The following is a 23,296-nucleotide window of genomic DNA, read 5'->3' as shown; positions in this document are numbered from 1 at the left end:
TGGTTCACTATAAATAACATGGTCTAAAAAATAGAAACAATACTGTATTCTAACCAGTCCGGGTGAGCGGAGGGCGGTGACTCCTCGAAAATAAAAACCAATTTTCTTCGTGCGATGTAAATGCTGACGAAGCATTCCTTGTTCTGTGGGAACAGCACGTGTCTGAAGACTCACAGGAAGTGGTTTTCTTCCGGAGAGGCTGAAGCCGTGCCCACGGAAAGCATCCGCCCGAAGCGATCCCGGACGGCGGGGCTTACTCAAACCTTGGCAATTAGTTCGAAGTTTATATTTATTCTATAAAGACAACACGTTTAACTTTAAAATTACTTTGAATTTATTTATGGTTACAAGGCAATGTTTAATTGCCAATAAAAAGGATGACATAAGTTCGTCATCCTTTTCAAGCATTTTTTTAATTTTTGATCATTATTTTTTAACCAGCACGGCATGAACAACCTTAATGCAGAGATCCATAATTACGGTAAAATCTCTTTCTTTCAGGTAATGATAGGCATCTTCATTGACAATTCCTTGCTGAGCCCAGAAGATACGGCAGTCGGTTTCAGCTGCTTCTTTTGCAATTTCAGGTAAATACTCTGGTCTTCTAAAAATGTTTATAATATCAATTTTGTCTGGAATAGCCGTTAGGGTAGGATAAGCTTTCTCACCAAGCACTTCATCCACTGTCGGATTAACAGGAATAATTCGATAGCCTACCTCCTGCATAATTTTTGCGATTTGGTAAGCTGTTTTATCTTGATTATTAGATAGACCAACTACTGCTATTGTTTTTGCTGATTCTAAAATCTCTTTTAACTCATCATTTGTAGGATTTTCCCAAGCCATCTGAACACCCCCCTTAATTTGTTATCAAACCTTCACGCAGTAAATAATCTCTTGCAACTCTTTCTGGTGATTCATCTTCATAATCCACTTGATAATTCATTTCTCGCATTTCACTATCCGTTATTTTACCACCTAGCTGGTTTAAAATATCCCGAAGCTCTGGGTGTTCCTCTAATGTGTCCTCACGTAATAAAGGGGCACCCTGATATGGCGGGAATAGATCCTCTGGATCGGATAATGTTACTAAATCTAATTCTACCATATAACTATCTGTAGCATAAGCATCTATGATGTCAACCTCGCCATTTGACAACGCAGATTCTCTTATACCTGGTTCCATTGTTTTTACGTCTGCAATTTGAAGATTATATAAATCTTGCATCCCTACATATCCATCATAGCGATCATTAAACTCCAATGTAAAACCGGCCGTAATTTCATTCTCGATTTGTTTTAAATCACCTATTTCTTCAAGATCGTATCTTTCCGCCAATTCTTTTGTCGTTGCTACGGTGTACGTATTATTATATTCCATTGGCATCAGCATTTCCATGCCAAATTCCTCTTTCATTCCTTGTTTTGCCTGCTCATATACTTCCTTAGCATCAGTGCTTACCGCTTGGCCTTCTAAGTGTGTTACGATAGCAGTTCCAGTAAATTCTGGAAATATATCGATGCTTCCCTCTTGCAATGCACTAAAAACAAATGCAGTTTTACCTAGATTTGGCTCCAGTCCTACTTCGAGATCTGTCTCTTCTTCAATTAACAATTTATACATATTCATTAGTATAGCTGGTTCAGATCCCAATTTTCCACCAATAACAAGATCAGCCTGTTTTGTCCCATTAAAAATAAGTGGTGCTACAACAATAAGAACAACGAGTACAAGCATGGCAATAAATGATTTTAAGCCTGCTTTTTTTGAAAAACGCTCAAAAATGCGTAATATCATATCTAAAACAATTGCAAGTAATGCTGCAGGTATCGCTCCTAGTAATATTAGATGAATATCTGCTCCACGATCTAGTCCTAGTAAAATAATTTCACCTAATCCACCCGCACCAATTAAAGCAGCAATTGTAGTTGTACCAACGATCAATACCATGGACGTTCGAATCCCAGCCATAATTACTGGCATGGCAATTGGCAGTTCAATTTTGGTTAAGCGCCGAAATGAATTCATTCCCATTCCCGTAGCAGCTTCTTTTAAAGCAGGGTTTACTTCTTTAATGCCGGTATATGTATTTCTTAAAATAGGTAATAAAGCATAAAGAATCAAAGCGATAATTGCAGGTGTCGTTCCGATTCCAAAGAACGGAATAAGAAAGGCGAGAACAGCAAGACTCGGGATTGTTTGTAAAACAGCTGAAACACCAATTACTGGCTCCGCCGCTTTCGGATACCTTGTCAATAGCAATCCTAGCGGAACAGCGATAACGATCGCTATAATTAGCGAAATCAGCGAAATCTGCAAATGTTCTATAATCGTCTGCCAAAGCATATCTTGTCGTTGCTCGAAAACAGCAATAAAATTACTCATAATGGGACACCCCATTTTCTATATCCGTTTTGCTTTTCAGGAATGCTACAATTTGTGGATATGTTAAAATACCGGTAACCTCTTGCTTATCCAAAACAGGAAATAGTGCCTGATCACTTTCCTCAAGCAGCTCAACAGCTTCAAACAAAGGCATATGATGTTGAATTGTCTTCCCATGGAACACACTGCCATTTTGAACCATATCTACATAATCACTGTGTTCATCAACAACAATATATGTTCCCTGGCTTGGAAAAGTCTGTGATTCATAAATAGACTTCGTTATAATTGCATCCATCTGATGATTCGCTATACTACCAACTTCGGTCTGCCATGGTGATTTTTTATTTCCAAGAAAATCTTTAACAAAATCATTGGCAGGATTCATAATTAATTGCTCCGCTTGATCAACCTGGACCATCCTTCCATCCCTCATTAGACAAATTCGATCCCCTAGCTTAAGTGCTTCATCCATATCATGAGTTACAAATACAATTGTTTTCTTAATTTCCTTCTGCAATTTCTGAATATCATTCTGCAGCTGTTCTCTGCTGATCGGGTCAAGTGCACTAAATGGTTCGTCCATTAATATAATATCCGGATCGGCAGCGAGTGCACGAATGACACCAATCCGTTGTTGTTGTCCTCCAGAAAGTTCTCCGGGCATACGATTTTGAAATGTAGATGGATCCAAACCAACCATATCGAGGAGGTCATGGCTTCGTTTTACAATTTCTTGCTTTTTCCATTTCTTCATTTCAGGGACAACTGCAATATTTTCAGCAATTGACATATGGGGAAATAATGCAATTTGTTGAAGAACATACCCAATATTCCATCTTAATTCATGTATATTATAATCTGTGATAGCTTTTCCATTTATGTATATCGATCCTGATGTTGGATCAATGAGTCGATTAATCATTTTCATTGTAGTGGTTTTTCCGCATCCACTAGGTCCGATTAATGTCAGTAGCTCTCCCTCTTTAATTTCTAACGAAAAATCTTTAATCGCCTCCGTTCCATCCGGATAGATTTTATGTACATTTTTAAATTCGATCATGGCTTTGCTCCTTATTATTTAAAGTCTACCTTAAGGGTAATACCCTCTTTTCCTTTTTATAAACATTTTAATTTATGAGCAATTATCATATAATAGTTCATATTTTAGGTTCTTTATCTTTACCGTTCATGCTAAAATAAACGATAGTACCTCACACTTAAAATTTAAAACATTTAATTTAACAATGAAAGTAGGAAAAATTATGGAATATATCGTATTTGCTATTATCGCATATTTATTAGGTTCCATACCATCAGCACTGCTTGTTGGTAAAATTGGTTATAAAATAGATATTCGGGAGCATGGAAGCGGTAACCTCGGAGCTACCAATACATTTCGTGTCCTAGGTATAAAAGCTGGGATTATTGTAACCTTAGCAGATATTTTAAAAGGAACAGCAGCGACACTAGTACCACTGCTCTTTGACGTGGAGATTTATCAACTAGCAATCGGTATTTTTGCAGTTATTGGACATATGTACCCTTTGTTTGCACGGTTTAAAGGCGGAAAAGCTGTTGCAACTTCTGGGGGCATCATTTTAGGTTTATACCCATTACTGTTTCTAATTATGATTTTAACCTTTATCACATCTTTATACCTAACGAAGTATGTTTCATTATCATCGATGGTAACTGGCGTAATTAGTGTGTTTGTATCTATTTTCTTTAAGGATGTTGGTTTGATAATTGTTGTGGGATTACTAACAGCATTTGTTATTTATCGACATATAGAAAATATCAAAAGAATTCGGAATGGAACGGAACCAAAAATTAAATGGATGTAACATCTTTTATTCATTGCAATCCTATAAATTGAATAATAAATATGCATTCAGTATACTTATCAATATGAGAACTTGAAAGGGGACTATCACCTTGCAACAAACTAAAATAATCCCGCAAAAACAATTACCGACGAAAGAACAACGTCATAAAATATTTGGTTCTGTCCAACCAGCAGAGAAAACAAAACCGGTCGAGAAAAGTAAAATGGCAGACATGCAAAACACAAAGAAAGACTTTTTGTTTAACCTGAATGAAGTTGGGATTTCAAATGTAAAATATCCAATTACAATTGAAAGTAATATGAACCCTGGCTTTCAAACAAGTATAGGAACATTCAAATTTTCATCCAGTCTAGCTAATACTAGTAAAGGCACGAACATGAGCAGATTTATGGAACAGTTAAATCATTACCACGAGCAAGGGTTCAATATCACATTATCTAATTTAAAACTATTTGCAAAAGAATTGGCAGAACGTCTTGAGCAAAAGGATGCGACCATTGAAGTTGACTTCCCTTGGTTTTACGAACGAAAAGGACCAAGTTCCAATCTTGCCGGACTCAATCATGCAAATGCTTCAATTCGCGTTACATACAACCAGGCAAATGAAACATCAGTGAATGTAGGTTTATCGGCTATGATTACAACATTATGCCCATGCTCAAAAGAGATTAGTGAGTATAGCGCGCATAATCAGCGTGGTGAAGTGGCTATAGACATCACCCTTGTAGATGATTTTGATGAAAACAAAATAGATTGGAAGGAAGCTCTATTACAAGCAGCGGAAAGTAATGCAAGTGCAAAAATTCATCCTGTTCTTAAGCGGCCAGATGAGAAGGTGGTAACAGAGCAAGCATATGAAAATCCCCGATTTGTTGAGGATATGGTGCGTTTGGTTGCAGCTGATCTATATGAAATGCCTTTTGTAACAAAATTTAATGTATCCTGCAGAAATGAAGAATCTATTCATTTACACGATGCTATTGCTTCGATAACCTTTGATAAGCAAAACGTTGAAATTGAGTAACAAGCGATGAAATATCTATTTATCGGGCTCATAAAATTTTACAGAGCTGCGATTAGTCCCTTTACTCCTTCAACTTGTAGATTCTACCCTACATGTTCTGAATATGGACTTGAAGCATTTAAGCGTTTTGGTGCAATCAAAGGGGCGTATTTAACGATAAAAAGAATTAGCAAATGTCATCCATTTCACCCTGGTGGCGTTGACTATGTACCGGAGAAAAAGGACAAGCAAAACAAATAGTATATACTAACAAAGGGAGTTGTCTTTATTGAATCTAAAAATCAGCAAGGAAGCCGCAAAATGGTATAAAGAAGAATTGGATATTGAAGACAAAGCTCAATTGCGTTTTTTCGTTCGATATGGAGGAGTCGGTGGTAAGATTCCAGGATTTTCTCTTGGTCTCAAATTAGATAAACCCCAAGCAATTTATGCATCCACAGAAGTAGATAATATTACATTTTTTATAGAGGATGCGGATGCATGGTATTTTGAAAATAGTGATTTAGAAGTTAGTCTAGATGATAAACGTAACGAACCGATTATGGAGTATGTTTAATTCATAATTAAAAAGGCGATGTTTAACGTAGACCAGCGTTGAACATCGCCTTAAATTTTATTTTAACTTAAAAATTATGTAACCAGCCGGGTCATAATTTAAATCGATCAATTTGTTCCCATTGATTTTCTCTTTGCAATATTTCACGTTGGCGCTCACCAAACAAATCAAAATGTGGGTATATATCATCCTGATGAATCCAATCCTTTTGAAGTCCGTAATTTTTCCCCCAAGCTATCAGCTTGTCCAAATCATTACACCCTACTTTTGTCACCGTATTACAGCCAGGAAAACGTTCATCAATCCAATAATGTGTTAGAAAATCAATGTTGCCATTTGTCACATTTTCCTTCCAAGCAAGTAATTCACTTCTTTTAATTCCAAATGCCATTATTTTTCACCCTTAATTTGCTCCGAATAAGCTTGGTGCCATTCTGGAAATGCCCTTCTTAAAGACATTGGCCGAAATGTATCCTTCTTCACAACTGCATGCTTTGTATACCCACATACAGCAATGTCACCGGCAGAATCAAGAATATGATAACCATATACTGTTCGAAGTCCATCATATTCTTCCAACCATGTTTCTACATATGCATCCTCACCATATCGTATAGGTTTCTTAAATGTAATTTGCGCGTCGAGTACTGGGGACACGGCGTTATCCTTTTCCATTGCTGCGTAGCTAAGACCGAGTGCCTCAATATATTTGGTTCTACCTATTTCAAACCAAACTAAATAATTCGCGTGGTAGACAACCCCCATTTGATCTGTCTCTTGATACCTTACTTCTAATGGTGTACGTACTTTCTTCATTTTATTTCACTTCCTCTTAATTTTGTCACTTTCTTAATCGTATCACAAAACATAGAAAAAGTGATTGGTGATGATTTAAAAATAAAACAGCCTCAAACACTGATAGTCTGAGGCTGCATTATCCCATTATTGCTGGGATTCATCCTTTATTTCTTCACGGAAACCTTCAATTGCTTCTTCTCTGCGCTTATTCTTCGCAATAATTTGTTCCTTCTCTTCACCAGAACTGAATTGCATTGTTTCATGTGCCTCTTCTACATTCTCAATCGTATCTTGCACCATGTTTTGCAGTTTTTCTACATTATCACTGCGATCATCAGGTTTTGGCTGATGATTATGTTTATCTGTCATGCTGATTCTCCTTTCTTAAATAGATAGGCTTATTCTTTCAATAAAGCAAGATCCTATACACAAAAATGCTACTTCCTTTCCCTTATGGAAGTAGCACTTTTTTAATTTTCATTTACTCTTTTTACAGTTTGATGCATTCTCATGTCCAAATTATCCTCAATTTGCTCCATAAGTTTTCTGTCTTCTAAAATCTGTTTTCGATTTTCCGCAACAAGTTCATCGAAACGCTGCTTCTTTTTAAGTGAAATGGTAATCCACCCCTTTTTATACACGTTCTACTAGGAAGTATTACCATTTCTACAAATTTTATAATTAGTTAAATTAATTTAACGTATCAATCATCTCTGTCATATAATCATATTCCAAAGGTCCAGCTACGCGTGGCTGTTGAACAACCCCATCGGTTCCTATAAAATAAGTTGTAGGAACAACAAAAACACCATACTCTTTTGCAATATCTCCATCGCGATCAAGCGGTATTGGATATGTAAATCCAAACTCATCAATAAAATCATGGACAGCTTTTTCACTTGTATCTTTATCAGTTAAGTTAACAGCAACTACAATAACTTCGTCTTGATTCTCCTCATAATATTGCTGCATTCCAGGCATTTCTTCTCGGCATGGAGGACACCACGTCGCCCAAAAATTCAATATTACCTTTTTCCCTCGCAACTCCGATAATTTAAAACGATCTCCATCTAATGTTTCGAGTTCAAAATCTGGTGCCAGCTTACCTTGCTCTATACCAACACTTTCCACAGGAGCGATAGCACCGCCTTTAACATTTGTATCACCCGTAACATCATATAGATACTTCTCAGTTTCATTCGATTTACTTTCATTTCGGTGATCAATAAGATTACCAATAACGATACCAATTAACACTAACAGCATCGTCAGCCCAAATATTTTCTTAAACAAGTTGCTTATCCCCCTCTATTACACCCATAGTTAAACAAGACACACTCCTCAATCGTATGTATTTATTAATGTTTTGTAAAGGTAATTAGGTTATTGTTCTTAAAAAATTCATGAATGATAAGCATTTGAAAGAAACAGCTTAATCTGTGGAATAATCGCCGTCCGGGATCGATCCTCCGGGCGGATGCTTTCCGTGGGCACGGCTTCAGCCTCTCCGGAAGAAAACCACTTCCTGCGAGTCTTCAGACACGTGCTGTCCCCACAGGACAAGGAATGCTTCGTCAGCATTTACATCGCACGAATTATTTTCGGGGAGTCACCACCCTTCACTCACCCGGACTGGTTAGAACGACATTTTATTTTGATAAACCATGTTAATATTAGCCAGTGAACCAGTACTAACGGTGGAAACACACGAAGACTCCCGCGGGAAACGTGGTCAGATTGAGACTTCACAGAACGATAGTTCAAGAAGACGCACGGGTCACCCTAAGGTGCGCATAGTGTGTTTCCGAAGCGGGTATACGCACAATCTCTCAATGCACATTAGTTCGAAGTCTATATTTTATTTGAAATAAAAAATTGCTCTGCCATAGTTAGCAGAGCAATTTTTGATAGTTAATATTTTGATAAGTTATGCTTTTACTTTATCACGTAATACCATTTGTAAAATACCGCCATGACGATAATAGTCAATTTCAACATCACTATCAAAGCGTGCAACGGCATTAAATTCTGTTACTTTGCCAGTTTCATCTGTTGCAGTAACTTTCACTAAGTCATGCGGGCGAACATTTTCATCTATTACTACGTTAAATGTTTCTTTACCTGTTAAGCCAAGTTTTGCGGCATTTTTTCCTTTTTCAAACTGTAATGGCAGCACACCCATCATTACGAGGTTTGAACGGTGAATTCGCTCAAAGCTTTCAGCGATAACTGTTTTAATTCCTAGTAAGTTTGTTCCTTTTGCTGCCCAGTCACGGGAAGATCCCATTCCGTAATCCTTACCACCCATAACAACAAGTCCAGTTCCATCTTGCTGATATTTCATTGCAGCATCATAAATTGGCATTACTTCTCCTGTTGGCCAGTAAGTTGTATAACCGCCTTCTGTGCCTGGAGCTAGTAAGTTACGGATACGGATATTCGCAAAAGTACCACGCATCATAATTTCATGGTTTCCACGACGAGAACCATAGGAGTTAAAGTTTCTAGGTGATACACCTTTTTCTTGTAAATACTTACCTGCAGGCATATCTTTAGCAATTGCTCCTGCTGGTGAGATATGGTCAGTTGTTACAGAATCGCCAAACAAGCCGATTGCACGTAAATCTGATAATGGCTCAACCGTACCAGCATCTTTCGCTAAACCTTCAAAGAATGGCGGGTTTTGGATATAGGTTGATTCATTGTCCCACTCAAATAATGGCTCATCTGTTGTGTTAATTTCATTCCATTTTTCATTAGAAGAGAACACATCTTCATATTCTTTTCGGAAAATTTCAGGTGTAACAACACTTTGAACCTCATCTTTAATTTCCTGCATTGTTGGCCAAATATCATTCATGTATACTAGATTTCCGTCTTTATCTTTGCCAAGTGGCTCTTTTGTTAGATCAATATCCACTGTTCCAGCCAATGCATATGCAACTACTAATGGCGGAGAAGCTAAATAGTTAGCTTTAACTAATGGATGGATACGTCCTTCAAAGTTACGGTTACCAGATAAGACAGAAGAAGCAACTAAATCACTATCTATAATAGCTTTTTCAATTTCTTCACGTAATGGACCAGAGTTTCCGATACAAGTCGTACATCCATAACCAACAAGGTTAAAGCCTAATTGATCCAAATACGTTTGCAACCCGGCATCCTCTAAATAACGAGTAACGACTTTAGAGCCTGGAGCCAGTGAGGTTTTTACATATTCCGGCACTTTTAGCCCTTTTTCGACAGCTTTTTTCGCCACTAATCCAGCCCCGAGCATAACATATGGATTCGATGTATTCGTACAAGATGTAATAGCTGCGATTGCAAGCGCTCCAGTATTCATTGTAGAAGTAGCTCCATTTGGATGCTGTACAATAACTTCTTTATCGAACTCGGATTTACTTAAGCCAAAACCTTGGTTTCCTTCAGGGGCAGTAATTGCTTTATTAAATTCCTTTTTCATATTCGATAAGGAAATTAAATCCTGCGGGCGTTTCGGCCCTGATAGATTTGGTTCTAATTCGGAAAGATTAATTTCAACTACTTTTGTATATTCTGGATCTGCTTGATCCGGTGTATACCAGAGATTATTTTCTTTACAGTATGTTTCAACTAAACTAATTTGTTCTTCACTGCGTCCTGTCAAGCGGAGGTAATTTAATGATTCTTCATCAACTGGGAAGAAACCGCAAGTTGCACCGTATTCTGGTGCCATATTAGAAATAGTTGCACGATCTGCAAGCGGCATATCTTGTAATCCCGGTCCAAAGTATTCTACGAATTTCCCTACCACATTTTGTTCGCGAAGCACCTGTGTTACTTTAAGCGCTAAGTCAGTAGCCGTTGTTCCATTTGGAAAGCTTCCTGTAAATTTAACCCCAATAACTTCTGGTGCCGGGAAATAAGATGGCTGTCCAAGCATTCCTGCCTCAGCTTCAATACCACCAACGCCCCAACCAAGAACACCTAAACCATTGATCATCGTTGTATGGGAGTCTGTACCTACCAATGTATCTGGAAATGCATCGAATTCACCGGCATCATTTTTTATACCGTGAACAACATTTGCAATATACTCTAAGTTAACTTGGTGAACGATACCTGTTGCAGGCGGAACAGCACGATAGTTATCAAATGCTTTTTGTGCCCAATTTAAAAATTCATAACGCTCTGCATTACGCTCGAATTCTAAGTCCATATTTGCTTGCAGTGCATTTGCAGTTCCATATTGATCAACTTGTACAGAGTGGTCAATTACTAAGTCAACTGGAACCTCTGGGTTGATTTTGTCTGGCTCCCCGCCAAGGTCAACCATTGCTTTGCGTAGGGAAGCAAGATCAACAACTGCAGGCACCCCAGTGAAATCTTGCAAAATAACACGAGATGGCTTAAAAGGGACATCGAACCCTTCTCCATCCTTCGTTCCCCATTTTGCAAGTGCTTCAACATGTTCATTTTTAATTTGATGACCGTCATGCTGACGTAATAAAGATTCTAATAGTACACGGATTGAAAACGGCAAACGCCCCACTTTACCGATTCCGGCTTCTTCCAAACTTTTTAGACGATAGTAATTATACGTCTTTCCTTTGGATTCAAATTTGTTTTTAGCATTAAACACATTTTGGTTCGTCATTTTGTTACCCCTTTCATTCACTGCTTTTGTTCCTCACCTTGATGCAATTACAAGGTGTGACAAAATTCCTACGGTTTCAAAAAACTCACAAGTTTAATAATAAATTAGACCTTACATACTTATAATATAGGAATCTACCAGATAAAACAAATAATTGTTCTAATCTGGGCTATACCAATAAATTATGTAAACTGATAACTTTTTCTTATATAAAGATATGTGAAATTCCGTTGTAAGTTATCATTGAAATTAATCACTCATTTGCATCCGTGAAAATCAGCTGAAATGTACTTCCTTTCGTCGGATTTTGCTTTATTTCCAAATGAGCATGATGCGCCTCAAGAATTTGCTTTGTAATTAGCAATCCCAACCCTGTACCACTTTGCTTCGTCGTAAAAAACGGCTCTCCAAGTTTGTGAAGAATATCCGTTGCAATGCCGCACCCCTCGTCTTTGACTGAAATAATAATTTTACCATCAACTTGTTCCGTTGAAAGTATAATTTTTCCTGAGGCATCCATTGCCTCGATTGCATTCTTCACTAAGTTAATTAAAACCTGTTTAATTTGGGAACGGTCACAGATAATTTCCTCTTCTACTGGACGCTCAATTAGAATTTCGATATTATTTTGAGATGCTTGCGGAAGTAATAAGGTGGCAATGTCTTCTAGCATGCTTCTAACTGGTTCAAGTTTCTTATTATCCGTTAACGGCTTCGATATGTATAATAGCTCTGATGTAATAGCTTCGATTTTTTCAATCTCATCGATCATAATTGAAAAATATTCCTCTTTTCGATCAACCCCTGCCTGCATTAACTGTAAAAACCCTTTTAGAGAAGTTAATGGGTTCCGAATTTCATGAGCGATTCCTGCAGCTAATTGGCCTGCAACCGTCATTTTTTCAGATCGAACCATCATTTCTTCCGTTTCTTTTTTGTGTGTAATATCCTTTAAATAAACGAGATAATGAATCGGCCTCATACCACCATCTGTCCAACCCTCAACAACACATTCCAATAAAACACGGTTCCCATCGTTATTAAGAACGTTCAGAACGAAATTTTTCCTGTCATTTTTTTGAGCATTTATTTGTTCACGGATGTAAAATACTACATTATCAGGAATTTTTTCTGTCCAAACTGTCCCCAGCAGATCATGCACCCTATAGCTTAGGATCGTCTCGACTGCTTTTGTTGCATAAACAATTTTTCCATTTTCATCGATTAATAAAAAGGCATCACTACTATTTTCTTCAATCCAATTTTGTACGGATAGGGGTAATGCAGCAACTCCACTGGTAGCTCCTGTGCTTTTAAAAAACGCTGATATATTCTCTCCATTGTTATTATTAATTTCCATAACTGCTCCCCTTTCTATTAAATCACATCTTTATAATATAGATATGATAATAACTTTTAGAGTATGATACTTGTTTATCTTTTTTACTCCCATTATAATAGATAGAAATAGATACCATTTGAATGATTAATCAATGTCATTTTACTACAAGTATAGCAAAAAATAAATTAATTATTACAATTGTAGCTAATATTCGTAACTATTACGTTTCGCACATTAAAAAGTTAGGTGAATTGCATGTCAGTAATTATAGTAATATGGGGGTTTTTCTTAATAACTTTAATGGCAATTGGCGGATTTTTTATGTTCCGGAAATTTTTAAAGCGATTGCCAAAAGATGACGGAAAATCAATCATGGATTGGGAAGAATATTATATGGAAAAAACACGGCATATGTGGAAGGATGAAGAAAAACAATTACTTGAAGAATTAGTATCACCCGTTCCAGAACTGTTCAGAGATGTGGCAAGGCACAAAATTGCGAGTAAGATTGGCGAAATATCTTTAAAAAAGGAACTGGATTCGATTACACAATCTACATTAATCGAGGGATACATAATTGCAACACCAAAGCGCGATCATAAATTTCTAATTAAAAAATTACATCAAAAGCAAATCGATATCACTCCATACGAGCATCTGTTCGAGGCATCTATTGATAATTATGCTGTAGACTGGAAAGAAAAATATAAGTAAACTATAGCTTCTGATTGAAGTTCCACTATAAAAATAAATGCGCTTACCCATTGGGTAGCGCATTTTTTCTAAGTTGCAAAAATCGATAGAGCATGGATACTCTCCAGGTAACAATCATTCCGAATGCGAGAATAAAGAACATTCCACTTGTTTCCCCGTAAGAAATCGTACTTCCAATAATTAATTTAATAACGATTCTTACAACTAAAAGTCCAAATAAAATAAACGGAAATGCCCGTGATGGCACGAGAAAAATTTCTTGATCACGAACTTCAAATTTTGAAGATTTTATAAGTAAGACAGAAAAGATCATACCAACAAAGAAAGCTTCCATTACTTGAACCCAAGCAATATGAAAAACCGGAAAAATGAACATCAATGCTCCGGTACTCATAAATAACGGTGGCAAGATAATTTTCTTTATGGAAGCAGGCTTCTTTGCTGCATTTAATCGTACAAATATCATTCCGATAGCCATACCTGCTGCTACAATTGTACTCGCAACCACCCAAAACATGTCAATCACTCTTTCATACGAATGAATCTGTTCAGATTCACCTTAATTCGCAGTTTAATAACCACCTGAGAGTCTATTCGGCTCATAAAGGATATTAAACAAGCTTTCTTTTTTAGTTATCATTATTATAGTAATATATGCAATTAGAAAAATCCATTAAAATCCGGAAAAGCCAAACCATCCTGCTAAAAAGGCTGTAAGCTTAGTCATCCAATCAAAAAAGAGCGCAATTCCCATTAGTATCATAATCCAGCCACCAATCATCACAAAACGGCTGCTATGCTTTTTAATCCATTTTATTTTGCCAATAAACAGCGACAGCAGAATAAAAGGGATCGAGAACCCAAGAATGTAACTAATCATCATAACCATGCCAATTTGCGGATTCGTTGCAGCTAACGATAATACAATAAGCAAAATAGGTCCTACACACGGTGTCCACCCAAGTGAAAAAGCCATTCCAATAATAACAGATCCCAAAAAACCTGCCGGGCGATTTTTAAAATTGATTTTCCTGTCCTTCATAAGGAATTCAAAATTCAGAACACCTACAAGAACAAGACCGAAGAATATAATAACAATGGCTCCTATTTGTCTAATAAGATCTTGGTACATCATAAGAAACTCTGAAATAAAGGTAGTTGTAAACCCAATCATAATAAATATGCTTGAAAAACCAATGAGAAAACAAATCGTATGTATTAGTGCTTTCTTGTTCATTTTTTTATTCTCATCATTTATTTCACTTACACTCATACCCGTTATATATGAAAGAAATACCGGATAAAGCGGTAACACACAAGGTGAAATAAAAGATAGAAAGCCCGCCCCGAATGCGAGGAAAATATTTATTTCTGACATCATAATCCTCCTATCATTTCCAGTTTCTATTCTAACAGAAAACGTTATAATTTAAAGCATCTGATTTTGACAAATAGCGTACATCTCGTTGATATGTTTTTGGTTACTCAAGATAATCGTTATCTTGTCCTTTATCATATTATATTAATTTTCTGGTTTAAATTATGATGCCAAACTAAAAAAACCACTTTGCTACTTAACGGTGTAAGTGAAAAGTGGTTCCGCAAAAAACGAATCAAAAAATTTATAAGTTCAGCGAGAATAATGAATCAATATATAATGTAACCCTATGTATTAATGGGGTTACTTATCACTTTGATTGTTCATTGCACGCATCATTTGATTAATTTTCTTTTGCGATGGTTTTTGGCCCATTTGCATCAAGTCCTTGATACATAAGGGTTTACTACCTATCGAAACGCCCAATTACCTGTTGAGAAAAATATACCACAATAAGCTGATTATGTCCAACTTTATTGATAAAGTGGTTTATTTTCCTTCATTATAATAGTTTATATCATAATAACGCATTAACCCATTCAGAAAAAGCAATAAGACCATCTTTAACCATTGGATACATGGCACCAATTGATGCCAACCACAAATGTATATTTTGATTATCTCCTTGTTTTCCTTTTGAAACTTCCTGCATTACCTCAATAAATTCCTGTTGTTGTTTCTCATTCATTTTTTGAACTTCTGAACTGATATCTGGTAACTCACCATGCTTTTCTTTAAATTCCTTTACCGAGTCGGCAATAGTCTCCTCGGTTTCAGCAATAACTTCTTCACCTTCATATTGTTCGTCTGCTATGTAATATTGCTCCGGCATTTCAGCAACCTTGAGTCCAGTATCAAATGTTCGAGTGTTAACCATATTTCTAAGTGTCTCATAGGGTCTTAAAGCTTCATAAGCTCGTTGTTGTATTGAAGTAATGTTACTTATATTAGTGGAATTAAGTACCTCTATCGACTTTTGAAACTCTCTCATTTTAGTTAAATAAGGACTGATAGGGGATGTTTTAACCTTATTTAAAGTAGCCACTTTCCTTTTAATTTCTTCTTGTCTTGCTAATGCCTTCCTAAGTGGGTAATTTGGAACTGTCAATTTTCTAATTGTTCCTTGCATTTCTTTTATTCTTTTTAAAGGGTCATTATTATAGTAGTCGGTCATTCATTTCACTCCTAATACATTATCTCATTTTCAAATACTGCCTTTATAGATAATCCCCTAGTTATTTCTTTTGTTGTTACTATATCTTTATCATTGAAATCATCATAATCAATGTGCTTATATTTTCCACCAGTAAATTCCGTTTCAGTTTTTAACAGCTTATTATGAATTAGTTCATACTTTAATGCCTTATTGCTATCTCTTTTTACATACCCTACATGATACTTACTATCGTTATAATCCAACAAATAAACTTTTATTGCATCTTTATCATATTTGTTTTGTTCCTCTAAAATAAATTTAACCTTGTTGTAAATATATTGGTCTTCAAATTCACCAATATTGTCAAAATAGTCATCAATAATTTCTTTATTGGTTAATCCATCAAATGATTCTAATTCATGCTCACGTTTATACTGATTGGCAATTTTTTTTAAGATAGCCTGTATATCTTTTCCATCTTCATTTACTTTTGTAACACCTGAAACTTTAAAACTAATCTCTCTATTTACCTTAGGTTTTATTGGCTTTTCTATTCTAGTTGTTGCACTCATTTGTGTTTTAGCTACTTCAAATGCCTCACTCTTGCTTATCCCTTTTGTTTGTACCTGTTCCTTTGCGTATTCCTTATTCTTCTTGTGCCACACATAAGCGGTAATAAGAAAAATAATACCAAGAAAAATTAACAATATTTCCATTCGTACATCCCTCCCCCTTATTATACTTAATTCGACATATAAGATTAAAAATCCTGCTAATAACAATAGCACCAATTAAGGTGCTATATTTCATCAGTAATTTTATTTAATTTCATCAAATGTATAAACCTTATGATTAACACTTTTCAAGGCTTCTGATAATTTCTTTTTCCTAACATCGGTTGTTGTAAAGAAATATAGCATTGGTGTTAATTCAAAATGACCTTTTACCTGTTGCCAAAGCTCTTTATATTGATTAATCTTTTTTAAGTTATCCTGCATTGTCCTAGTATTATCGATTTCAACAATATGAGCATATCCTTGTTTAATGAACACAGCATCCGCAATGATTTTTCTCTTTGTGATTGCAGCAGGCTTATTATTAAAGTTGAAAACTATTCCAGACAACTCTTTTTGTTTCTTTTCACATTCAATGACATACTCTGTTTGCCAATTTAATGGTTTACCTAAATAGATGTAAGCATCATTACCTAATAGGGTATGTTCCATGATAGGTGTTTTTTTAATTTCTTTCGTTGAACCAATCAATTCTCTTCCTGCTTTATTGAGATATATAACCTTTTCCCTACCTCTACATACGTTTAAGTATGGCTCTAGCTGCTCAATAATACGTGCTGAATTACGATATCCGCCTAATTGATGTATCTGCCTTAGCTGTCTAATAGTTGTCATTTTCAATTTGTCTATTGTCATTAACAACTCTTCTGTTCTCTCCATTAATAGCTCCCCCAATGAAATTTTTAATCATACCATCATCAATAAATGGTGTTTGAAGAATACGTTTCTTTTCCACTTTATATATACATCTTCCTGCAATTGCAGGTAAATCCTCTGCGCCAACTTCATCTAGGATTACCCTAGAGCCAACTTGTTCTGGTACAAGAAAAGAAATTCTTGTTACAATGTTCATTTTCACTTGTGCAGGAACTGCCTGCCTAACAGGGTACTGTGTACAGAAAACTAATCTGTAACCTAATCCTCCACCTATCCTAGCTATTTCACCTAATAAATTTTGACAGTATTGAGCGTATGGTTTCGCCTCTTTACTCACCAACTCTGGCGATAGTTCCGCTCCTTCATCCACAATGATAAAGGTACGTTTTTGGATGCTTGTTTCTACAACATTTGTAATCCCATTTTCTCTATAGAACACTTCACGTTTTTTAAGTTCTGTTACAACTGATTCTAATACTTCTGATGCTTCCATTAAGTCACAAGCAACCTTCTTTACTTGCTCTAGCCCCGAATACTTATAAAACTCTAGACCTGCCTTCAAATCCAATATATACAGATTGACATTCTCAAATTGGTTCGTCACAAGAGTGTTAAATATTCCTTTTAGTAAGACTGTCTTACCAAATCTTGTCGTACCACCTATGAGCATATGGGGATATTTTTCAAAATCATGATATAGCACACCATCATGATTCTTACCTATTGGAACCTCCCATGTGTTTTCATTGAGTAAACCCATTGAATAATCCCATTTTGTAGGCAATTTGTTTTGTGCAACAACCAAGTGTAGAAGACCATTAAATTTAATATCAATGTCTTTATTCAGTCCATTTTCAAATGCTTCTTTAATTGGTTCAATTTGATTGGCTGCAATACCAAGGGGCAAAGAATATGAATATGTTTTCACTCCAATCCCTTCACTAATTCTGATTTTTTTAGGGTAAATAACGTTTTCTCCCCTTTTCACACAAATATTTTTGCTTTTGAAAATCTCCATAATCTTATTTTCATCATTCATCTTGCGTTTTGGGATTAAAGAAGCTCCAACGATTGCTAATGGAATAAATAAAATTTCAAGCAAATGAATTTCCCTCCTTAATTCAATGAATTATTCGATAAATAATGTAATGAACCATTCAATGAACCTGTCATATGCTGACCACTTCACTGACTACTTCACATGCTTATTGTGATTGGCTTAAAACTAATTTTTTGATTTCATTTGTTCCGCAACTTCTATAAATAGAACTCTTTTTATCTGACCTTTTATAAAAAGGATTTTGACAATAAGTAAAGCAAATAAAATGCTGCACCAAACTTCAGTAATTCTAATGTAACTTTGATTGCGCTTTGATTTACTTTAGAGTCTAAAGCTCCCAATGTAATCAATACTGCACCTGTCACCCCTATGAAAACGTAAGTAAAAATCATTTTCATCACCCCTTTTTATTCATTGTCTAATACAATGTATGCAAACAGGAAATAATATTGCCTGTCCTAGGAAATTATATTTCCATAAAGGGTTTTTGAATCACTTCGTTGAATTATTAAATAGGTGATTAAATGTGAAAATTAAATTGAAATCAAATATTGAGGAATTAATAACTAATAGTGGGCTTCAAAAGAAATTTATAGCCGAAAAATTAGAAGTTAGTGTAAAACAATTAAGAAATTATGAGTTGGCTAAAAGTTTAATACCTATCGATAAGGCTTTTATATTGGCAGCACTATTGTGTTGTAAGGTTGATGACCTGTATGAATGGATTGATAATGAATGAATAATTGAAAATCTTAGAAAAACCTTGATTACTTCTACTTAAACTCATATAATAGGAACAAATGTTCTTGAGGTGATAATATGGATTTGGTAAATCAATTCATCGCTACTTCACTTGCAATAAAGGTTTTTAGAAGGGATAAGGAATTATTTGCAGATTTTAAGTTTTTTGAGTTGTATCAAGCTAAATTAGATAAAATTATAGAGGTCTTAGTACAAGATTTTAATAATTTAAGGAAAGACATGTATACTGTACATCACATCGATATTAAGAAAATAAGTGGAACTAAATACAGGATACGTGGAAAAGAAAAGATTGAGGTTATAGAGTATACACCAGAACAATTAAAACAAATGACTTCTACAATCATGAATGATTACTTGCTTGGAAAGCATAAAAGTTAAAATTCCATTTTATTGGCAATACTATTGCAAAAACAAATGGAGTGTATTGCCATGATAGAAGTATTTGCATTCATTGTTCTTGCAATATTTTTATTAAGCTACTTGTATGTGTGTTTTTGGTTTAAACCAAAGCCAAAAAATGAACCCTTGTCTCCTTATGAATTAGACATTTTCAAATGCGAATCCCCCATTGAAAAAAGGGTATATAATGGACTGATTCAACATGGCTTATATGCTACACCCCAATACAGAGTTGGGAGATACAGAATTGATTTAGCGTTTCCTAGTTCGCTACTTGCGATTGAATGTGATGGGGCGCAATGGCACAGTACACCTAAACAAAAGGCGCATGATAGAAAAAGGGATAAGTATTTGAGGTCTCAAGGATGGACAGTATTAAGATTTTCGGGAAGTAGAATCCATCGAGATTTATCTGGTGTTGTTGGAAAAATAAAAGATAATTTAAATTAATATTATGTTTTAAGAATTCTTCACCCCTTAACTAACTTTTATTTCGATTGTATATATGAGGGGTGATGAAATGGAAAGGAAACTGAAAAATCATTTAGTAGGACTCGGAAAATTGAAGGACTGGAAAGCATATGAAAATTATGATGACAGCACTTATTTAGGTGGTGCTATGTCAGAAATAAGATATAGTGCGTATGCTGATACTCCAAGTAAAGGGGAATGTGACAAATTGTGTGAAGAGCATTCTGGTGAGGTTATTATTTATAAAATTAAGCCTACTAAAAAACTGTAAAAACACAAGAAGCTTCCACATTTAATTGCGATATATTTGTGGAAGCTTTTTGTAATCATTTTCCCTTCTTTTTGAGACCTGTTAATTGTTCTTTTGCTACATAATTAGCGATACGTTTCATATCTTTATCAGTCATATTACCATCGACATTAAATACAAATTCATTCTTGATAGTAATATCTTCATTATTTGTTGTATTTGTTGTGCCAGATGCATTTATATTTGGCATTGCTTTATTAACACTCATTGCACTTGCAACATTACTTGGGTTGAAGGTATCCACTAGGTTGTTTAATGCTCCAACAAAATTAAAATTCATTGTCTTGGCAATCATTGCACCAATTTTACCAAGAACAGAATCTCTAAGAGGAATTATCGCTTCGCTTCCCGCTTCACCCACTCCTTGCAATCCTGCATTTGGTGTATTAAAGATAGTTGGTTTATTGAAGATACCACCCTTAGCATTCCAACTAATTCCAATTTTTGGAACGCTGATACCTGGCGGTACTAAGTCAAATTTACCGCTTATTGAAAACTTAGGAAGTTTTGGTTTAGGAATATCAATTTTCAATTTTCCTTTGAGTCCACTAAAAAATCCTTTAATTTTGTCTATCGCTGATTTAACAATATCTCTAGCTTTATTTACTGGCGTAGAGATGGCTGTTTTAATGCCATTCCAAACACTGGTAGTAGTAGATTTAATTCCATTCCAAATGCTTGAAACAGTTGATTTGACTCCATTAAAAACACCCTTCACTCTGCTAGAAATACCAGATACAACACTTGAAATTGTAGATTTTATACCATTCCACACGCTAGATGCAACACTCTTAATTGCATTGAAAACCGATGAAACATTTGACTTTAAGTTATTGAATCGACTTTTTACAAAATTTACAATTGCACTTATAACACTACTAAAGAAGGATTTTATACCGTTCCAAATACTACTAATTGTACTCTTAACAGCATTAAAGATACTTGTTACATTCGATTTTAAATTATTAAATCGGGTTTTCACAAAATTTATAATAGCACTAATTACAGTATTAAATACTGATTTAATACTGTTCCAAACATTGCTTATAACTGATTTGACTGCATTGAAAACAGTTGTAACATTGGATTTCAAATTATTGAATCTAGTTTTCACAAAATTAACGATTGCTGTAACAACTGTACTAAAAACAGTCTTGATACCATTCCAAATTGTTGAGAAGAATGACTTAACCGAATTAAATACTGTCATTGCGATACTTTTAATTTTGTTGAAGGCTGTACTCAAAAATGAAGAAATCGCATTCCAAACTGTCGTGATTATCGTCTTATACACATTGAAAACTGTAGTGAAATAAGTTTTAATAGCGTTAAACACTGTCATTGCAATATTAACTATTCCATTCCATAATGTAGAAAGGAATGTTGAAATAGCTTGCCATACAGTCATTGCAACTGTTTTTATACCATTCCATAAAGTCATGAAAAATGTACCTAATGCTGAAAATACCGTCATAGCCGTTGTTGTTATCCAGTTCCACGCTATTTGTAGGTAAACCTTGATTGTATCCCAATTCATAATGATTATTGCAACTAATGCAATAACTGCTGTAGCAATTGCAATAAATGGATTAGCCATTAACAAAACTCTTAATGCACTAAATGCCGTACTTACCGTCTTAAATCCTGCTACAAGTGATGAAAAAGTGCTAATAAGCATTTGAACGCTTGTGACAATAGTTGTTATTACCTTAAATCCTATAAATGCTGTCAATAAACTAGCCAAAATTGGCAGGATTATATTTATATTTTGAGCCATAAATTGAAATGCTGTATTAATCGCACCCAAAACAACTGTACCAAATGGTGCTAACTGGACTGCTAAATTTGTGAAAAACATAATCATGTTTCCGATTGTTGCAATAACAAGTGGTGCATTAGTCTTTACATAGTTAATGAAGTTCTGGAAACCTTGTGATTGACCTATAGTTGAAGACCAATTAGCAAACTTTTCAGTCATACCAACTAAACCACCTTCAACAGATGTTGATAATGGTGTAAATGCAACCAACAAATTTGCAATTCCTCTAAAGACATTACCAAATATGACACCTAGATTTGTTATGGATGAAGCACCTGTTGTTCCAAGCCAGTTAAAAAATCTTTCCATGTCTGGTGTTTCAATAGATGCACCTAATTTTTCTACTAAACTACCGATGGCTGTCATTGCACCGCTAATGGAAGGTTTAAGTTTCTCCAATATTGTCTGTAGCACTCCAAGTGATTTTCCAAAAATGTCTACAACAGGTTTTTCAAACTCTTTTGTAAATCCACCCCAGAATGATTTAAAATGCTGTAAGGATGCTACTGCTTTCTTTTGTTCTGCACTTAAACCTGCCATTGCTTCTGCCTGTTTCTTTAGTGCCGCTTCTCTTTCTTCTGCTGTCGTTGCCATCGTAAGCTCTTTTTGTGCTTGGGTTAAATCGCTACTTGCTGTAAATACTTCACCAAGCACACCAACTGCAACGGCTCCAAACCCTGCAACACCTATACCTGCTGTAGCAACACTAGAGCCTAACGCCATTATCCCTGCACCTGCTGTTGCAATCATAGGAATAGCAGATGTTAGACCTGCAACAAGCCCACCTTTGATGCTTGATTTAGCCCCATTCATTGCTATTTTCATATTGTCATTCATTTTAGAAAGATTTGAGTCAATAATCTTAGTATTCTTGCTAACAGATTCTTGGACATTGTTCATTTCTCTTTGAAATGTGCTACTAAATTTTGCTAATGATGGTGCAACTTTTGAAATACTATTGGTAACCTTTTTCATGTTGCTATCAAGATTAGTTGCGAATGACTTTGTTTTGTCTTCCGCTCTTTTCATATTGCTCATGAAGTCTTTAGTCTTAGCGACCAATTTTGTGACAACTGTATATTCTTTTGCCATATAATTTTCACTCTCCTTTTTAAAAAAATCTAAAAAAAATAGAGGGAAATACCCTTTTTGGATATCTCCCTCTATTCAAATTTAAT

General features: G+C 35.3%; 27 protein-coding genes and 1 pseudogene. 9 read left to right on the top strand and 19 right to left on the bottom strand.

Annotated elements, in window-relative coordinates; all coding sequences use genetic code 11:
• Nucleotides 1-426 precede the first annotated feature (426 nt).
• From NSQ77_RS20160 to NSQ77_RS20150, 3 genes are read right to left on the bottom strand one after another with little or no spacing between them, the layout of a single operon-like run.
• Nucleotides 427-846, bottom strand: coding sequence for a CoA-binding protein (locus NSQ77_RS20160; protein ID WP_339227873.1), 420 nt, complete (start codon nt 844-846; stop codon nt 427-429).
• Nucleotides 847-859: 13 nt separating this feature from the next.
• Nucleotides 860-2,386 carry an ABC transporter permease/substrate-binding protein gene (locus tag NSQ77_RS20155; protein WP_339227872.1) on the bottom strand — a complete coding sequence of 509 codons (1,527 nt, stop codon included), beginning with the start codon at nt 2,384-2,386 and terminating at the stop codon, nt 860-862.
• Nucleotides 2,379-3,449, bottom strand: a complete 1,071-nt coding sequence (locus NSQ77_RS20150) for an ABC transporter ATP-binding protein (protein WP_339227871.1) — start codon at nt 3,447-3,449, stop codon at nt 2,379-2,381. The genes NSQ77_RS20155 and NSQ77_RS20150 overlap by 8 nt, the downstream gene beginning before the upstream one ends.
• Before the next feature lie 202 nt (nt 3,450-3,651).
• On the opposite strand from NSQ77_RS20150, the gene plsY reads away from it, so the two are divergent.
• From plsY to NSQ77_RS20130, 4 genes are all read left to right on the top strand, one after another.
• Complete coding sequence (gene plsY / locus NSQ77_RS20145; protein WP_339227870.1) at nt 3,652-4,233, top strand: glycerol-3-phosphate 1-O-acyltransferase PlsY; 582 nt, start codon at nt 3,652-3,654, stop codon at nt 4,231-4,233.
• 91 nt (nt 4,234-4,324) lie between these two features.
• Complete coding sequence (gene folE2 / locus NSQ77_RS20140; protein WP_339227869.1) at nt 4,325-5,260, top strand: GTP cyclohydrolase FolE2; 936 nt, start codon at nt 4,325-4,327, stop codon at nt 5,258-5,260.
• A 6-nt stretch (nt 5,261-5,266) separates the two neighbouring features.
• The gene (gene yidD, locus NSQ77_RS20135) at nt 5,267-5,500 is read left to right on the top strand and encodes a membrane protein insertion efficiency factor YidD (protein ID WP_339227868.1); all 234 of its coding nucleotides are present in this window, start codon (nt 5,267-5,269) and stop codon (nt 5,498-5,500) included.
• A gap of 28 nt (nt 5,501-5,528) precedes the next feature.
• Nucleotides 5,529-5,816, top strand: coding sequence for a HesB/YadR/YfhF family protein (locus NSQ77_RS20130; RefSeq protein WP_339227867.1), 288 nt, complete (start codon nt 5,529-5,531; stop codon nt 5,814-5,816).
• 91 nt (nt 5,817-5,907) lie between these two features.
• Here the strand turns inward: NSQ77_RS20130 and NSQ77_RS20125 are convergent, their stop codons facing one another.
• The 7 genes from NSQ77_RS20125 to NSQ77_RS20095 form a co-directional block, all read right to left on the bottom strand.
• A complete protein-coding gene (locus tag NSQ77_RS20125; protein ID WP_339227866.1) occupies nt 5,908-6,207 on the bottom strand; it encodes a hypothetical protein in 300 nt (99 codons plus the stop codon).
• The gene (locus NSQ77_RS20120; protein ID WP_339227865.1) at nt 6,207-6,632 is read right to left on the bottom strand and encodes a thioesterase family protein; all 426 of its coding nucleotides are present in this window, start codon (nt 6,630-6,632) and stop codon (nt 6,207-6,209) included. Before NSQ77_RS20120 ends, NSQ77_RS20125 begins: the two co-directional genes overlap by 1 nt.
• A gap of 126 nt (nt 6,633-6,758) precedes the next feature.
• Nucleotides 6,759-6,983, bottom strand: coding sequence for a small acid-soluble spore protein Tlp (gene tlp / locus NSQ77_RS20115; RefSeq protein ID WP_339227864.1), 225 nt, complete (start codon nt 6,981-6,983; stop codon nt 6,759-6,761).
• 101 nt (nt 6,984-7,084) lie between these two features.
• Nucleotides 7,085-7,255, bottom strand: a complete 171-nt coding sequence (locus NSQ77_RS20110; RefSeq protein ID WP_339227863.1) for an FbpB family small basic protein — start codon at nt 7,253-7,255, stop codon at nt 7,085-7,087.
• Between the two features lie 49 nt (nt 7,256-7,304).
• Complete coding sequence (locus NSQ77_RS20105; RefSeq protein ID WP_339227862.1) at nt 7,305-7,907, bottom strand: TlpA disulfide reductase family protein; 603 nt, start codon at nt 7,905-7,907, stop codon at nt 7,305-7,307.
• 634 nt (nt 7,908-8,541) lie between these two features.
• The gene (acnA, locus tag NSQ77_RS20100) at nt 8,542-11,253 is read right to left on the bottom strand and encodes an aconitate hydratase AcnA (RefSeq protein WP_339227861.1); all 2,712 of its coding nucleotides are present in this window, start codon (nt 11,251-11,253) and stop codon (nt 8,542-8,544) included.
• Nucleotides 11,254-11,506: 253 nt separating this feature from the next.
• A complete protein-coding gene (locus NSQ77_RS20095) occupies nt 11,507-12,613 on the bottom strand; it encodes an ATP-binding protein (RefSeq protein WP_339227860.1) in 1,107 nt (368 codons plus the stop codon).
• Between the two features lie 237 nt (nt 12,614-12,850).
• On the opposite strand from NSQ77_RS20095, the gene NSQ77_RS20090 reads away from it, so the two are divergent.
• Nucleotides 12,851-13,309 carry a DUF2621 family protein gene (locus NSQ77_RS20090; RefSeq protein ID WP_339227859.1) on the top strand — a complete coding sequence of 153 codons (459 nt, stop codon included), beginning with the start codon at nt 12,851-12,853 and terminating at the stop codon, nt 13,307-13,309.
• 43 nt (nt 13,310-13,352) lie between these two features.
• Here the strand turns inward: NSQ77_RS20090 and NSQ77_RS20085 are convergent, their stop codons facing one another.
• The 8 genes and pseudogenes from NSQ77_RS20085 to NSQ77_RS20050 all read right to left on the bottom strand — a co-directional run bounded on the left by NSQ77_RS20085 (nt 13,353) and on the right by NSQ77_RS20050 (nt 18,746).
• The gene (locus NSQ77_RS20085) at nt 13,353-13,826 is read right to left on the bottom strand and encodes a cytochrome c biogenesis protein CcdC (protein ID WP_339227857.1); all 474 of its coding nucleotides are present in this window, start codon (nt 13,824-13,826) and stop codon (nt 13,353-13,355) included.
• A 156-nt stretch (nt 13,827-13,982) separates the two neighbouring features.
• Nucleotides 13,983-14,687, bottom strand: coding sequence for a cytochrome c biogenesis protein CcdA (locus NSQ77_RS20080; RefSeq protein WP_339227855.1), 705 nt, complete (start codon nt 14,685-14,687; stop codon nt 13,983-13,985).
• A 303-nt stretch (nt 14,688-14,990) separates the two neighbouring features.
• Nucleotides 14,991-15,071, bottom strand: a pseudogene (locus NSQ77_RS20075) (YneF family protein); the annotation flags it as partial.
• A gap of 133 nt (nt 15,072-15,204) precedes the next feature.
• Nucleotides 15,205-15,861, bottom strand: coding sequence for a hypothetical protein (locus NSQ77_RS20070; protein WP_339227854.1), 657 nt, complete (start codon nt 15,859-15,861; stop codon nt 15,205-15,207).
• Nucleotides 15,862-15,872: 11 nt separating this feature from the next.
• Complete coding sequence (locus NSQ77_RS20065; protein WP_339227853.1) at nt 15,873-16,559, bottom strand: HIRAN domain-containing protein; 687 nt, start codon at nt 16,557-16,559, stop codon at nt 15,873-15,875.
• 102 nt (nt 16,560-16,661) lie between these two features.
• Nucleotides 16,662-17,297 (bottom strand): replication-relaxation family protein, encoded by a 636-nt coding sequence (locus NSQ77_RS20060; protein WP_339227852.1) that lies wholly within the window; start codon nt 17,295-17,297, stop codon nt 16,662-16,664.
• Entirely contained in the window at nt 17,239-18,396 is a 1,158-nt protein-coding gene (locus NSQ77_RS20055; RefSeq protein ID WP_339227851.1) for an FtsK/SpoIIIE domain-containing protein, read from the bottom strand. Before NSQ77_RS20055 ends, NSQ77_RS20060 begins: the two co-directional genes overlap by 59 nt.
• A 185-nt stretch (nt 18,397-18,581) precedes the next feature.
• Entirely contained in the window at nt 18,582-18,746 is a 165-nt protein-coding gene (locus NSQ77_RS20050; protein WP_339227850.1) for a hypothetical protein, read from the bottom strand.
• 134 nt (nt 18,747-18,880) lie between these two features.
• On the opposite strand from NSQ77_RS20050, the gene NSQ77_RS20045 reads away from it, so the two are divergent.
• From NSQ77_RS20045 to NSQ77_RS20030, 4 genes are all read left to right on the top strand, one after another.
• Nucleotides 18,881-19,093 (top strand): helix-turn-helix transcriptional regulator, encoded by a 213-nt coding sequence (locus NSQ77_RS20045; protein ID WP_339227849.1) that lies wholly within the window; start codon nt 18,881-18,883, stop codon nt 19,091-19,093.
• Between the two features lie 80 nt (nt 19,094-19,173).
• Nucleotides 19,174-19,497 (top strand): hypothetical protein, encoded by a 324-nt coding sequence (locus tag NSQ77_RS20040; protein WP_339227848.1) that lies wholly within the window; start codon nt 19,174-19,176, stop codon nt 19,495-19,497.
• Between the two features lie 51 nt (nt 19,498-19,548).
• Nucleotides 19,549-19,968, top strand: a complete 420-nt coding sequence (locus tag NSQ77_RS20035) for a DUF559 domain-containing protein (protein ID WP_339227847.1) — start codon at nt 19,549-19,551, stop codon at nt 19,966-19,968.
• A gap of 70 nt (nt 19,969-20,038) precedes the next feature.
• Nucleotides 20,039-20,260: a hypothetical protein gene (locus NSQ77_RS20030; RefSeq protein WP_339227846.1), complete on the top strand. Its 222-nt coding sequence runs from the start codon at nt 20,039-20,041 to the stop codon at nt 20,258-20,260.
• A gap of 55 nt (nt 20,261-20,315) precedes the next feature.
• Here NSQ77_RS20030 and NSQ77_RS20025 read toward each other — a convergent pair whose 3' ends face one another.
• Nucleotides 20,316-23,210 (bottom strand): hypothetical protein, encoded by a 2,895-nt coding sequence (locus NSQ77_RS20025; RefSeq protein WP_339227845.1) that lies wholly within the window; start codon nt 23,208-23,210, stop codon nt 20,316-20,318.
• Nucleotides 23,211-23,296 lie beyond the last annotated feature (86 nt).

Origin of the sequence: Oceanobacillus sp. FSL K6-2867 (assembly GCF_037963145.1) — a bacterium.
Classification (GTDB): domain Bacteria; phylum Bacillota; class Bacilli; order Bacillales; family Amphibacillaceae; genus Oceanobacillus.
This window is presented reverse-complemented; position numbering and strand designations above follow the sequence as displayed.

Bases quoted from the DNA above. Each gene is read 5' to 3' on its own strand.
- NSQ77_RS20085 (WP_339227857.1), bottom strand. From the start codon at position 13,826: ATGTTTTGGGTGGTTGCGAGTACAATTGTAGCAGCAGGTATGGCTATC.
- NSQ77_RS20120 (WP_339227865.1), bottom strand. From the start codon at position 6,632: ATGAAGAAAGTACGTACACCATTAGAAGTAAGGTATCAAGAGACAGAT.
- NSQ77_RS20060 (WP_339227852.1), bottom strand. From the start codon at position 17,297: ATGGAGAGAACAGAAGAGTTGTTAATGACAATAGACAAATTGAAAATG.
- NSQ77_RS20050 (WP_339227850.1), bottom strand. From the start codon at position 18,746: ATGATTTTTACTTACGTTTTCATAGGGGTGACAGGTGCAGTATTGATT.
- NSQ77_RS20025 (WP_339227845.1), bottom strand. From the start codon at position 23,210: ATGGCAAAAGAATATACAGTTGTCACAAAATTGGTCGCTAAGACTAAA.
- NSQ77_RS20095 (WP_339227860.1), bottom strand. From the start codon at position 12,613: ATGGAAATTAATAATAACAATGGAGAGAATATATCAGCGTTTTTTAAA.
- plsY (WP_339227870.1), top strand. From the start codon at position 3,652: ATGGAATATATCGTATTTGCTATTATCGCATATTTATTAGGTTCCATA.
- tlp (WP_339227864.1), bottom strand. From the start codon at position 6,983: ATGACAGATAAACATAATCATCAGCCAAAACCTGATGATCGCAGTGAT.
- NSQ77_RS20125 (WP_339227866.1), bottom strand. From the start codon at position 6,207: ATGGCATTTGGAATTAAAAGAAGTGAATTACTTGCTTGGAAGGAAAAT.
- yidD (WP_339227868.1), top strand. From the start codon at position 5,267: ATGAAATATCTATTTATCGGGCTCATAAAATTTTACAGAGCTGCGATT.
- NSQ77_RS20035 (WP_339227847.1), top strand. From the start codon at position 19,549: ATGATAGAAGTATTTGCATTCATTGTTCTTGCAATATTTTTATTAAGC.
- NSQ77_RS20150 (WP_339227871.1), bottom strand. From the start codon at position 3,449: ATGATCGAATTTAAAAATGTACATAAAATCTATCCGGATGGAACGGAG.
- NSQ77_RS20155 (WP_339227872.1), bottom strand. From the start codon at position 2,386: ATGAGTAATTTTATTGCTGTTTTCGAGCAACGACAAGATATGCTTTGG.
- NSQ77_RS20070 (WP_339227854.1), bottom strand. From the start codon at position 15,861: ATGACCGACTACTATAATAATGACCCTTTAAAAAGAATAAAAGAAATG.
- acnA (WP_339227861.1), bottom strand. From the start codon at position 11,253: ATGACGAACCAAAATGTGTTTAATGCTAAAAACAAATTTGAATCCAAA.
- NSQ77_RS20040 (WP_339227848.1), top strand. From the start codon at position 19,174: ATGGATTTGGTAAATCAATTCATCGCTACTTCACTTGCAATAAAGGTT.
- NSQ77_RS20160 (WP_339227873.1), bottom strand. From the start codon at position 846: ATGGCTTGGGAAAATCCTACAAATGATGAGTTAAAAGAGATTTTAGAA.
- NSQ77_RS20030 (WP_339227846.1), top strand. From the start codon at position 20,039: ATGGAAAGGAAACTGAAAAATCATTTAGTAGGACTCGGAAAATTGAAG.
- NSQ77_RS20065 (WP_339227853.1), bottom strand. From the start codon at position 16,559: ATGGAAATATTGTTAATTTTTCTTGGTATTATTTTTCTTATTACCGCT.
- NSQ77_RS20080 (WP_339227855.1), bottom strand. From the start codon at position 14,687: ATGTCAGAAATAAATATTTTCCTCGCATTCGGGGCGGGCTTTCTATCT.
- NSQ77_RS20090 (WP_339227859.1), top strand. From the start codon at position 12,851: ATGTCAGTAATTATAGTAATATGGGGGTTTTTCTTAATAACTTTAATG.